This window comes from Holdemania massiliensis AP2 (assembly GCF_000327285.1).
GTDB lineage: Bacteria > Bacillota_I > Bacilli_A > Erysipelotrichales > Erysipelotrichaceae > Holdemania > Holdemania massiliensis.
Window position 1 is genome coordinate 52,339 of the sequence record NZ_HE998570.1, and the last position, 12,001, is coordinate 64,339.

At 48.4% G+C, this 12,001-nt stretch carries 11 protein-coding genes; 10 read left to right on the plus strand and 1 reads right to left on the minus strand.

The window, feature by feature from the left end; all coding sequences use genetic code 11:
- Positions 1-98: 98 nt before the first annotated feature.
- The gene (pbp4b, locus tag BN162_RS14465) at positions 99-2,051 is read left to right on the plus strand and encodes a penicillin binding protein PBP4B (RefSeq protein ID WP_020225836.1); all 1,953 of its coding nucleotides are present in this window, start codon (positions 99-101) and stop codon (positions 2,049-2,051) included.
- Between the two features lie 215 nt (positions 2,052-2,266).
- Here pbp4b and BN162_RS14470 read toward each other — a convergent pair whose 3' ends face one another.
- Positions 2,267-4,105 (minus strand): LTA synthase family protein, encoded by a 1,839-nt coding sequence (locus tag BN162_RS14470; RefSeq protein ID WP_020225837.1) that lies wholly within the window; start codon positions 4,103-4,105, stop codon positions 2,267-2,269.
- Positions 4,106-4,598: 493 nt separating this feature from the next.
- Here BN162_RS14470 and BN162_RS14475 point away from each other — a divergent pair, with 493 nt between their 5' ends.
- The 9 genes from BN162_RS14475 (at position 4,599) to BN162_RS14515 (ending at position 11,975) form a co-directional block, all read left to right on the plus strand.
- On the plus strand, positions 4,599-5,957 hold the full coding sequence (locus BN162_RS14475) for an MATE family efflux transporter (RefSeq protein WP_020225838.1): 1,359 nt from the start codon (positions 4,599-4,601) through the stop codon (positions 5,955-5,957).
- A gap of 135 nt (positions 5,958-6,092) precedes the next feature.
- Complete coding sequence (locus BN162_RS14480) at positions 6,093-6,794, plus strand: GntR family transcriptional regulator (protein WP_020225839.1); 702 nt, start codon at positions 6,093-6,095, stop codon at positions 6,792-6,794.
- Positions 6,795-6,806: 12 nt separating this feature from the next.
- The gene (locus BN162_RS14485; protein ID WP_020225840.1) at positions 6,807-7,541 is read left to right on the plus strand and encodes a GntR family transcriptional regulator; all 735 of its coding nucleotides are present in this window, start codon (positions 6,807-6,809) and stop codon (positions 7,539-7,541) included.
- Between the two features lie 209 nt (positions 7,542-7,750).
- The gene (locus BN162_RS14490) at positions 7,751-8,170 is read left to right on the plus strand and encodes a PTS sugar transporter subunit IIA (protein ID WP_020225841.1); all 420 of its coding nucleotides are present in this window, start codon (positions 7,751-7,753) and stop codon (positions 8,168-8,170) included.
- 15 nt (positions 8,171-8,185) lie between these two features.
- Positions 8,186-8,653 carry a PTS sugar transporter subunit IIB gene (locus tag BN162_RS14495; protein WP_020225842.1) on the plus strand — a complete coding sequence of 156 codons (468 nt, stop codon included), beginning with the start codon at positions 8,186-8,188 and terminating at the stop codon, positions 8,651-8,653.
- 13 nt (positions 8,654-8,666) lie between these two features.
- Positions 8,667-9,437, plus strand: coding sequence for a PTS mannose/fructose/sorbose/N-acetylgalactosamine transporter subunit IIC (locus tag BN162_RS14500; RefSeq protein WP_020225843.1), 771 nt, complete (start codon positions 8,667-8,669; stop codon positions 9,435-9,437).
- Positions 9,427-10,257, plus strand: a complete 831-nt coding sequence (locus tag BN162_RS14505) for a PTS system mannose/fructose/sorbose family transporter subunit IID (protein WP_020225844.1) — start codon at positions 9,427-9,429, stop codon at positions 10,255-10,257. Before BN162_RS14500 ends, BN162_RS14505 begins: the two co-directional genes overlap by 11 nt.
- A 73-nt stretch (positions 10,258-10,330) precedes the next feature.
- Complete coding sequence (locus BN162_RS14510) at positions 10,331-11,335, plus strand: SIS domain-containing protein (protein ID WP_020225845.1); 1,005 nt, start codon at positions 10,331-10,333, stop codon at positions 11,333-11,335.
- Between the two features lie 4 nt (positions 11,336-11,339).
- Positions 11,340-11,975, plus strand: a complete 636-nt coding sequence (locus tag BN162_RS14515; RefSeq protein WP_280109969.1) for an HAD family hydrolase — start codon at positions 11,340-11,342, stop codon at positions 11,973-11,975.
- Positions 11,976-12,001 lie beyond the last annotated feature (26 nt).

Below are 12,001 nucleotides of genomic sequence, written 5' to 3' on the forward strand. Positions count from 1 at the left end.
TCAATTTTCTTCTTGACTGGTCAGACCAGATTTTGTTATGATGGTGAAGTCGAAAGGAAGACAATGGAAAAAGAGTTCGACGAAGGAGAGGAAAAAGGATGAAAAAACTGATTTTGTTAGCCTTGGCCGCGGTGTTAGCCACCACTGCGGCAGGCTGCAGCGCAAACAATCCGCAGACTGCCGACCAGCCATCGGCGCCGACAACGGATTCGCGCAGCGTGACACTGAGCGAGGGTGTTAGTGTTAAGGGAGTTCAGGCAGATGTTACCTATCCGCTGGAAGGTTTGGATGACACCCTAGCGATGAACAACCTGACAACCGTAAAAACCTATGCGGGACAGGGAAAGGTTTCCGTTACGCCGGAAGGTGCGGAGAGCTTCGACCTGTTTATCAATGGGACGGCCATAGATCACAGTGAATTTGCCGGGAAGGCCTTCACAGTCGATTTTGCCGCATTGGCAAGCAATGAAATCAACACGATTCAGGTCACCAACATTCTGCCGGAAACGGCCAGCGTGAATATCAAGGTTGACTATCCGACCGTGCTGGAAGGAACGCCGGAAGAAGTCGGTTTCAGCAGTGAAAAATTGGGCTTTATCGATGATCTGTTAAACAAAGAAGTCGAATATGGGTTCCCCGGCGGCCAGTTGGTCATCATCAAAGACGGGAAAATGATTAAGAATACAGCGTATGGCTTTGCCAATTCCTACAATCAGGATGGAACGCGGATGGATAATCCGGTGCCGTCGACAACAGAAACGCTGTATGACTTAGCTTCCAATACGAAGATGTATGCCACCAATTATGCGCTGCAGATGTTGGTCAGTGATGGCAAAGTCAATATCACCGATACGATCCAGAGCTATTTCCCAGAATTCAAAGATCAGCCAGGGGCAGCGATTCAGGGAAAAAATACGATGACGATTCAGAATATTTTGGAACATCAGGCCGGTTTCCCTGCCGATCCGCAGTATCACAATGATACTTATGATAAAGATGACGGGATTGAAAATAGTGTCAATGATCTGTATTCGGTAGAAAAACAGACGACCCAAGACATGATTCTGAAAACACCGCTGCAGTATGAGCCAGGAAGCAAAACGGTGTATTCCGATGTCGACTACATGCTTTTGGGACTGATTGTCGAGCAAGTCAGCGGAATGGATCTTGACGTCTATGTTGAGGAAAATATCTACAAACCACTGGGTCTTGATCACATTGTCTTCAATCCGCTGCAGAAGGGTTTTGACAAAGACCAATGTGCTGCGACCGAGCTGAACGGCAATTCCCGTGATGGTGCGATTACCTTCACGGTGAATCGGACCGAAACCATTCAGGGTGAAGTTCACGATGAAAAGGCATTTTATTCCATGAACGGCGTATCCGGTCATGCCGGATTGTTTGCGGATGCCCAGGATCTGGCCCGGCTGGCTCAGGTGATGCTGAACCAGGGCGGATATGGCGATGTCAAGCTGTTCTCGAAGCAGACGATTGATCAGTTCACGAAACCGAAGTTCACAAGCCAGACATATGGCTTAGGCTGGCGGCGCATGGGCGATCATGGTTACAGCTGGTACTTTGGTCCGCAGGCCGGAGCTTCAACCTATGGTCATACCGGATGGACGGGAACGCTGAGCTTGATCGACCCGGAAAATGATCTGATCGTGATCTGGTTGTCGAATAAAATTAACAGTCCGGTTGTTGATCCAGAAGTCAATCCGAATTATTTCTATGGCAACCACTTTATCGGCGGTACTTTAGGCGGTGTGGCAACTTTAGCCTACGATGCGCTGAATGCGACATCCATGGAGAGTACAGATTCTCTGTTGGCTCAGATGGTTGCGAACAAGCTGACGCTGATGGAAACGGATGAAGGCTATCAGAACGCAGCGGATGAACAATCGCTGCAGGCCTTGATGGATCTGTTAGTCAGCCGCGCGGAAAAGACCGGTTCGGCTGCGGTGAAGAGCCAGGCTGAACGGTTAGTTGAAAAGCTGACGGATGAAGCTGCGAAAACCGCGCTGAATGAACGGCTGGCTGCGGTAAAATAAGCTTTATCTTCCTAGGCTCTGCGCATTAGAAGGCAGTGTCCGCAAAGATTCTGCTTTCGTGAAGCGCTTCAAACAGAGAAGACAAAATAAGAAAACACAAGAAGGAGCGGACAGAATTCGCTCCTTTCGTTATTTTTATCCAAAGAAGGGTCAGTTTACCCTTAATGGTTACAAAAAGAAAACTCCCCAAGGTGAGGAGCTTTTCGTAGTTAGGATTAAGGCTGAGCTGCTGCTTCCGGATCCGTTTCGGCTTGATCGTTAAAATAGGTGCCGAACAAACGCTCATACTGCAGTGTCTGATAATCCTGAATCATAGCGGTAAAATCCGTCGATTCCCAATGGCTGTACGCCTTTCCCAACGTGTCCATATATCCCGCAAAGGTCAGGACTGGAAGGTCCTGCTGCAAAGATTGCAGATATTGGCCATATGAATCCGCTGGCAGACCGGCACAATTGAGCAGCAGTTGGGACAGGAAATTCAAGCTGGTTTCCGTTTTATCTAATTCCGGGAGCGGATAATTGGCCCAGAGGACAAACGGAACGCGATATTTATTCATATACTCTTCCATGCTCATAGTCTCGGTTCCAACGCCATAGGCTTTCTCCAGAAACTCCGGCTCCACTGATGGCTGATGATCGCCGAACATCAGGATCAGGACAGGTTCTTCTTGTTGGCTGAAGTAATCGGTCAGCCGCAGAAATTGTTCTTCTGTTTTGTTGATCAACGTCAGATATTGCTGCGCCATCGGGTATTTTTCCGGTTCGTCCAGCAGATCGACCGCTGCCGGATAGTCCTTCACCGTATAAGCGCCGTGATTCTGTATCGTGACATTAAACAAAAACAACGGTTTCTCCGGATCGCGATGCTCATATTCCCAGATAATCTGATCAAAATCGGTTTCATCGCTGATATAGCCATGTTCCATCATAATCGGAACATCCAGTTCCTCCGCACTTTTGAAGGTATCAAAGCCTAACCGCGGATAAGCCTGATCCCGCTGCCAGGAGCTTCGCTCACCTGGGTGAAACGCGGCTGTCTGATAGCCGAGCTGTTTGAGATGGGCTGCCAAGGAAAACGAATCTTTCAGAATGTATTGTTGATAAGGGATGCTGCCGGAAGGAAGAAACGCCATCGAATTGCCGGTTAAGAATTCAAACTCACTGGCACTGGTTCCGGCACCGAAAACCGAGGCGTAGGCATGGGAGAATAGAGCGTTGTCGAGGTCGGAAAAACGGCTGATGACGCTTTGCGTAAGCTCCAGATTGCCGAATTCTTCAAAGTCAGCCCACGACTCGTTCATAATTGCGATGACATGGGGATTTTGCGGCAGCGATAGGACGGGTGTTTCAACCGTGACTTCGCTCAGGATCTGATCAAGCTTTTCCACAGAAGTATCGGCAGGGACATCAACGTTCATAAATTCAGTATTTCTTAAAAAGGTTGCGAGAATCCCACTTTTCTGGTAAGCACCGCGCTGATCCCAAACATCAGCGCGGACGTTGAAGCGGGACAGATTGCGCGGTGAGGTCAGTCCGGCGCAAAACAAAGCCAGAGCCAGGCAGGCAAGCCGGACAGGCAGCTGAAACCGCGGCGTGACCGCAAATGGCAGCGTATCGCGGCGGCGACCGAAAATGACGGCGATCAGCATCCCCGCCAGCAGCAGGACAGCTAGGAACATGGGCAAAGTCGGCGTAAAATCATAGGTAGAAGAAACTGCCAGCGCCGTATTCAGGGCGGTCAGATCCCACGGCAAAACAGGCGTGCCACGAAATACGGACACAAAATAATTAAGCGCCCCGAAAAGTGCGCAGCAAGTATGAACAATCAGACTGCAGGCCGCTGGTTTGCGGATCAGCGCGCAAAGCAGATAATAGACCGCCCCTACACAGAGGGCATTAGCGATAAAAGCCGAACCGGAAATCAGCCAGGGATCGCCGCAGTATACATACTGCATCAGAAAAACAGCTGAAAATGGCGAAGCCACCATCAAGAACAGCCGCAGGATCAGAGCCCTATGCTTTTTTATAAAATCCAAGGATTGTTTCAAGGTCATCAACCCCTTCCTTATGTATTTTCACAATTTGAACATATTGGCTTATTTTAAACGAGTTAAAGCAAAAGATCAAGAATACAGGACTATTTCACTAAAAATTCCCACATTTTAAGATCCGTTGCAGCATCCCTCCTGCTCAGAAAAGGGGGAACTTGAGCCTGCTTTTTCAAAATTGATCCTAATATTTGGAGTTTTCGGATCAGCCTGAAAAAGCGAGTCCGAAAGTTGTGTTTATTTTATATTTTCGAAAATTTTAACATGAGTTGATTTGTGAAAAATACGGATTGAAATTCAGAAATTTTATTGCGGAAATGAACGGGGCAGTGCGTAGGCCGTCTTTCAAGACTGAAGGGACATAAGCGGATAGTGCATCAGGATTATCGCATCCAATTTCATTTTATCGAACCATTGGACATGAACCGGCAGCTTGCATTCGCCGCCGTTTCGCCTTACAATAACTCTCATAACCAGCTTGGATAAGGGGGAATTCAGGATGAAACGGGAAAACTGGACGTTTTTAAAACGGGTAATTTTGCTTTCGCTGCCAGTGATGATCCAGCAGCTGCTGACCAATATGCTGAACCTGTGCGATACGATGATGATCGGCGGGATCGGGGAAAATGCAATCAGTGCGGTCGCCATCGTTAACAAGGTCTTTTTTGTTTATCAGCTGATTTTGTTTGGTTTAAGCAATGGAATCGGGATCTTTATTTCTCAATACATGGGAGCAAGGCAGGAGGATCAGATCACAGACTTGTATAATTTTGGCTTGATCCTGTGCTGTCTGATGGGAATTCTTGTCACGGTCATCCTTGTTGTTTTCCCGCAGCCGATCCTCGGCTTGTTCGTTCAAAATCCGGTTGTACTGGCGGATGCGGAGGCTTATCTGGGGGTATTGCTTTGGACGTTGCTGCCTTTTGCCTGCACCTCGATGATCAGTGTTGCCTGCCGGGTAATGGGAAGGCCGGCGATCCCGATGGTGTCCGGTGTGATTTCCTGCTGTGTCAATATCGTGCTGAATGCCGTCCTGATCTACGGCCTGTTCGGATTTCCGAAATGGGGAGTGATCGGCGCGGCCGTGGCAACGATGATCGCCCGGCTTCTGGAAGCCGCTTATCTGTTTTATGCTTCCCGCCGTTACCTGCCGGCGTTAAAGCTCAGACTGAAAAATAAACTGAGCGGTTCGATGCGCTGGACAGTCATCCGCAAGGCGCTGCCGTTAATGGGCAACGAACTGATCTGGTCGCTGGGATTGAATATGATCTTTATCAATTACAGCTTTATTGCCGAACAATACATCCCGGCGATCACCGTTGTCGATAATATCAGCAATCTTGTTTATGTTGCCTTCAGCGGCTGTTCGGTCGCAGTCGGCGTGATTATCGGTCAGGCGCTGGGATCCGGAAAGCTGGAACAGGCGAAGCAGGACGCAAAAAAAATGATCGGTTTTGCGCTGACGGTGTATCTGGCCGGCGGTGTGATTCTGGTAGCGATTCATCGCTGGGCGCCGGTCTGGTTCTCATTAAGTCCGGCGAATGTTTCGATGGCGGCGGCGCTGATTCTGGCAAAAGCCTTTCTGGCCTGGACGCAGGGATATGCCAATACGGTGTATTATATTCTGCGGGCGGGAGGCGATACCAAGTCCGTTTTGATTATCGACGGCCTATTTACCTGGTTTGGCCCGGTGCTGCTGAGCTTTTTGGTAGCGCGGGTGTTCAGGGTTTCCTTATTCCCCGCGTATTGTCTGGTCGAAGGCGCGGGTCTGATCAAGGTCTGTCTGGCTACCTGGTTTTTAAGAAAAGGAAACTGGCTGAAAAACCTGACAGAAGGCAAAGCAGAAGCCGTACAATAGAAAGAAACGAGAGGCAGAAGATCGGCAAAGCAGGAATATTTTTGGGACTGATCATGCATTTGTAGAAATTTGATCAAAATCTGGTATAATAAACTTAAAAAATGGTAGTGAGTATTGAAAGCGAGGGTGAAGTGTATGAAAGGCATAACCTTGGATGTTTTGATTGCGGACGAGATCCGATCCCAGATTGAAAACGGACAATATCCGGAAGACAGCCGGCTCCCCTCGGAAAGAGAACTTTGTGACGAATTTTCAGTCCAGCGGTTGACGGTACGTTCCAGTCTGCAGATTTTAAAATATGAAGGGTATATTTATTCTAAAAACCGCAGCGGTTATTATGTGGCCAAACGGCGGATTACTAAAAATCTCAAGGAATTCCGTTCGACAACGCATATTTTGGAACTGATGGGCAAGCCTTCCAGCATCACGCTGCTGCAGTTCGATAAGATTGAGGCGGATAAGAAATTGGCGGCGCGGCTGGATATTCCAATTGCCACTCCGTTGTATAAGCTGAGCCGGCTGCGCAAATTGGAAGAAGAACCGATATCAATCGAAATCAGCTATACCTTTGCCGAATATGTTCCGGGATTGGAAAAATTCGATTTCACTTCCCGTTCGCTGTATGCCATTTTGGAGAAAGAGTATCACATTGTCATGGATCGGGCTGAACAGGAAATCAGCGTTATTCATGCGAACGAAATGGAAAGCGAGCTGCTGAAGGTTGATCTGGGAGCTTCCTTGATCAAAGAGCATGGAATCGTTTATGATACGCAGAATCGCAAACTGGAATACAGCGAGAATATGATGCTGATGAATCGCTTTGTTTTCATTAAGTAGGGGGGAAGGACGATGAATTACAGACCGCCGATCTACATGCAGCTGCGCGACAGCATTATTAAAAAAATTGAAGACGGTGAATATCTGCCGAATGAAATGATTCCTTCTGAGCGGGAAATGGCCCAGCTGTACGACATCAATCGAATGACGGTGAAAAATGCCATTGAGGTGCTGGTCAGAGACGGCTATCTTTATCGCATCCAGGGCAAAGGGACGTTCGTCCGCGGCGAGAAGAATAAACTGTTGTTAGGAACCGCCGGCAGTGAAGCGAATTACGGGATCAGCGCCCGTGCAAAAAAAGTCGGAATGAAGGCTTCCAGCAAAGTTATTTTTCATGGCTTCGTCCAGGGCTATCCCACGATGAGTCAGCGTCTGCGGCTGGATGTTGCCGATCAGATCTTTGCCCTGCACCGCGTGCGGTATGGGGATGAGCAGCCGTTGGCTATTGAATATACCTATATTCCGGGAGCACTCTTTGAGGATGCTGATCTCAATGATTATGCGCAGGTTTCGCTGTATGACTACATGAACAATAAAAACCATTTGCCGGTCGAATTCGGTCAGAAACTGATGGTGGTGGGGTGTCCGCAGCGGGAGGCAGGACAGCTGGAAATTGACCCAGGAACGGCTGTTTTCTGTTTTGAATACACCGGCCGTGACCGCAGCGGAAGGATCGTTGAATTTACCAGAACCTATATCCGAACGGATAAGACCAACTTCCGATTTAGTTCGTATCGTTCAGAATAAACAAGTTTATTGAATCGTGAAATATTCAAAAACCGCTTTATAGAAGGCGGTTTTTTTGTCGTGTAAAAACAACCAAGAAACAGATCACATAAAAAATACTAAAGAAAACGCTTGCAAAGAAAATTCTAATTGGTATAATAAATTCATAAAGTGGATTATAAAAAGAACCACTTAAACGCGCGGATGAAATCAAAAAAAGGAGGGTGATTGTGAGACAGATTTTATTAGCTTCTCATGCCGAACTGGCAAAGGGGATACTGAGTGCGGTCGAGCTGATCGCAGGAACTCAGCAGAACCTCAAAGTGTACAGCGCTTATACTGAGGCTGTGGATGTTCATTTTAAAGATCAGATGCTGCAGGACTTAAACAAGATGGACCCGGAGGATGAGGTCATTCTTGTAACGGATTTGTTTGGCGGAAGCGTAAACAATGAATTGCTGGAACTGACGAAACGGCCGCGTACTTATCTAGTGACCGGCATGAATTTACTCTTGGCACTCAGTCTGATTTTGGGCCCAGCCGGAGAATCGACAGAAGATTTGATTCGTCGGTGCGTTGAGGAAGCCCGTCAGGGAATTCTTTACTGCAACGATCCATTACCCGAAGCTCAGGATACCGATGAATTTTAAGAAGGAGAGGATGAAATGATCAAGTTACTGCGTGTTGATCACCGTTTGCTTCATGGTCAGGTTGCGTTTTCCTGGACGTCGCATTTGTCCGCGGACTGTATTTTATTAGCCAGCGATTCCTTACTCCAGGATGAACTGCGACTGACTTCGGTCAAAATAGCCCGTCCACCGGGAGTCAAGCTGGTGGTGAAGAATATCGTTGATTCCATTCAGGCAATCCAATCCGGGGTGACAGACAAATATAAACTGTTCATCGTCACGGATACGATTGCGGACGCGGTTAAAATTGCGGAAGCTGCGGATCTTAAGCTGATCAATCTGGGCGGAACGAAATCAGCGCCGGAGAAGAAAAAACTATCAAAAGCAATTTATGTCACAGAACAGGAAGAAGCGCTGCTGCGCCAGTGTCTTCAGAAAAATATTGAACTGCGGATTCAGATGATTCCATCTGAAAAGAAAATAAACGCACAGACCATTCTGTAAGAAGGGAGAATGTATGCTGATAACACAGACTTTACTGATCACACTGATCACTCTGCTGGCCCGCTGCCACACTATGTTTGGCACCAGCCTGATCAACCGTCCGATTGTCTTGGGAATGCTGACAGGCTGGATCATGGGCGATCTGACACAAGGAATCATCATCGGCGGCGCTTTGGAACTAGCGTTCGTCGGTGCAGTTTCCATCGGCGCGTATATTCCGCCGGATATGATTTCCGGAACAATTTTGGGAACCGCCTTTGCGATTAAAGCCGGGGCTGGCGCTGAAACCGCTTTGGCCTTAGGTTATCCGATAGCGACGCTGATGCTGGCCATCAATTCATTGGGAACGCCAATCGGCCTGTATCTGATGCATAAATGTGATAAATATGCAGAGAAAGGCGATTCCAAGAAGTTTGAAAGAATGTATTGGATTACCGGTTTTGCATCAAAGATTTTATTCCTTCCCATTGTACCGCTGGCCTTCTACTTCGGCTCCGATGCCGTAACCGCGGCGCTCAATCACATTCCGGAATTTGTTCAGACCGGTATCAATATTTCCGGCGGCCTGATTCCAGCGTTAGGCTTTGCGATGCTGGCTCAGATGATTATGAATCAGCGCGTTGCCGTCTTCTTCTTCATGGGATTCTTCGTTGTCCAGTATTTTGGAATTTCAACGACAGGCTGTGCAATCTTCGCCGTGATCTTAGCAATCGTTCTTGTTCAAATTGAAGCGAAAACTGAAAAAAAACAGGTTCAGCAGGAGGTGGAACTCGATGACTTCTAAACCGTTGGTAACTCAGGAAACCAAAATAACGAAGAAAGACTTGATGAAGGTCTTCTGGCGTTCAATTCCGATGGAATTCACCTGGAACTATGAACGTCAGATGCATTTAGGCTACTGTTATGCCCTGCTTCCGGTATTGAAAAAATTATACAAAGAAGAAGACCTGTCCGACGCCATGGTTCGGCACATGGAATTCTACAATACAACGCCGTTCATCATCACGCTTCCGTTAGGGATCAGCGCGGCGATGGAAGAACTGAACGCAAAGAATCCGGAAACGTTCGACAAAACTTCGGTTTCTACCGTGAAGACCGCATTAATGGGACCGCTGGCTGGAATCGGCGACAGCTTCTTCTGGGGAACGCTGCGGATTCTGGCAACCGGCGTGGGAACTTCACTTGCTTTGCAGGGGAATATTCTCGGTCCGATCCTGTATTTACTGATCTTCAATGTTCCGCACTTTGTTCTGCGTTATCTCTGCACGTTCTGGGGTTATAACCTGGGAACTGATTTCCTGCAGAAAGTAGAAAAATCCGGAGCGATGCAGCTTCTGACTTACGGAGCTTCAATTGTCGGTTTGATCGTTGCCGGAGCCATGACGGCAGAAATGGTGTATGTAACCCTGAACATCACAGTCGGCGTGGGGGAAACCGCAACCGCATTGCAGGGTATCTTAGACGGAATCGTACCGGGCTTAGTGCCGATGTGCTTGTTTGGCATCGTTTACTGGCTGCTGAAAAAAGGCGTGAAGCCGCTGCCGATGACGTTCCTCTTAATGGGTGTAGGAATTGTTGGTGCATTCTTCGGCTTCTTGGCTTAACAAAAAAAGGGATGACTCAAAGCGTAACGTCATCTTTAAGGAAAAAATAACTATGGGAAGGAGACTGATTAATATGATTAAATTTGAAAAAGACGAATACCTCAAGATGGGTGCGATGGTCGTTTCCAAACGGCCGGAACTGGAAGCTATCGCCGAAAAGCTGCATCAGCGCGGCTACAGCAATCTGTTTTTGACAGGGGTTGGCGGAACGACCGCAGAATTCACATCAATGAAGAAGGTCGTTGAAAACCATTCCTCGATTCCAGTGTACTGCGTTAACGCGGCGGAGCTGATGCTGGAAGGGCATAAGCAGCTAATCCGCAATTCGATTGTGATTACCGGCAGCAAGTCTGGCGATACCAAGGAAACGGTCGCGGTGGTCAAATGGTGCAAGGAGCGCGGGATTGAGACGGTCGCGATTACCAAGGCCGAAACACCGCTGGCAGAAATTGCAGATCATGTCTGCCTGATCGATTCCAGCGGGGTTGAAAATACCTATCTGAGCTTCTATTACATTCTGTTGAAGCTGGCCGAGCTGCGCGGGGAATTCCCGGATTATGCCCAATTTGCCTCAGAAATGGAACATGTCCATGAAGGATTAGTTCAGGTTAAAGAAAAATTTGAGCCTGTCGCCGCGAAGATCGCGAAGCAGTATCATAAGGAAGAGTATCAGATGTGGGTTGGTTCTGGGACCGTCTGGGGTGACGTTTACATGTTTACGATGTGCATTCTGGAAGAAATGCAGTGGAAGCGCACGAAGGCGGTTTCCTCGCCGGAATTCTTCCATGGTTCGCTGGAGTTGGTCGATGAAGACACGCTGGTTATCTTAGTCAAAGGTGTCGACGCTTGCCGTCCGCTGGATGAGCGGGTAGAGAAGTTCTTGAATCAGTACGCCGAAAAGAAGGTCATCATCGATCTGTCCGACTATCTGATTCCGGGCGTGGACGCGAAGTTCGCGGATATCTGCAGCCCAATGGTCTTTGAAACGATTACTACCGGACGCTTGGCGGCGCATTGGGAGCATCATACCGGACATTCGTTGGCCTTCCGCCGCTACTACCGGCAGTTTGATTATTAAGCTGATGCAGGCGGTCATCTTTGATATGGACGGAGTGCTGGTAGACAGCGAACCCGTCTATATGAACCGTTTCCTGCATTTTATGCAGAAGCATCAGATTCCGATCGACGAACAAGCGTATCGTCAAACGGTTGGCTGGACATCGAAGCGAACTTGGGAATGGGCGTTGTCCTACTGGCCGAAGACGATGACATTGAAAGAATTGCAGACCCGCTACCGCGCGTATTGGAAAGACAAGCCGGTACGTTATGATGAAGTGCTGGATCAGGATGTCCTCCCTGTCCTGAACCAGCTCCACGCTAAGGGAATCAAGACGGCGGTGGCTTCTTCCTCTCCCCGCGCGGCAATCGATCAAATGGTAGAGCAATGCGGCTTAACCTCCTGCTTTGATACGATAGTATCAGGTGAGCAGTTTGTGAAAAGCAAGCCGGATCCAGAAATTTACTGGTTCACGGCTCAGCAGCTGGACTGCCGCTGCACAGATTGCGTCGCCGTAGAAGATTCGACGGTGGGGATTGCCGCGGCGTATGCCGCTGGAATGACAGTGTGTGCCAAGCAGGACTTCCGGTTTGGCTTTGACCAGAGTCGGGCGCATCGTTCAATCCATTCTCTGACGGAAATCCTGGACTGGATAGAATAAAAGCGAAAGCGAAGGAAAGTTGTTGA

Coding starts and splice junctions, on each gene's coding strand:
- BN162_RS14480 (WP_020225839.1), top strand. CDS start 6,093: ATGAAAGGCATAACCTTGGATGTTTTGATTGCGGACGAGATCCGATCC.
- pbp4b (WP_020225836.1), top strand. CDS start 99: ATGAAAAAACTGATTTTGTTAGCCTTGGCCGCGGTGTTAGCCACCACT.
- BN162_RS14470 (WP_020225837.1), bottom strand. CDS start 4,105: ATGACCTTGAAACAATCCTTGGATTTTATAAAAAAGCATAGGGCTCTG.
- BN162_RS14485 (WP_020225840.1), top strand. CDS start 6,807: ATGAATTACAGACCGCCGATCTACATGCAGCTGCGCGACAGCATTATT.
- BN162_RS14510 (WP_020225845.1), top strand. CDS start 10,331: ATGATTAAATTTGAAAAAGACGAATACCTCAAGATGGGTGCGATGGTC.
- BN162_RS14500 (WP_020225843.1), top strand. CDS start 8,667: ATGCTGATAACACAGACTTTACTGATCACACTGATCACTCTGCTGGCC.
- BN162_RS14505 (WP_020225844.1), top strand. CDS start 9,427: ATGACTTCTAAACCGTTGGTAACTCAGGAAACCAAAATAACGAAGAAA.
- BN162_RS14495 (WP_020225842.1), top strand. CDS start 8,186: ATGATCAAGTTACTGCGTGTTGATCACCGTTTGCTTCATGGTCAGGTT.
- BN162_RS14475 (WP_020225838.1), top strand. CDS start 4,599: ATGAAACGGGAAAACTGGACGTTTTTAAAACGGGTAATTTTGCTTTCG.
- BN162_RS14515 (WP_280109969.1), top strand. CDS start 11,340: ATGCAGGCGGTCATCTTTGATATGGACGGAGTGCTGGTAGACAGCGAA.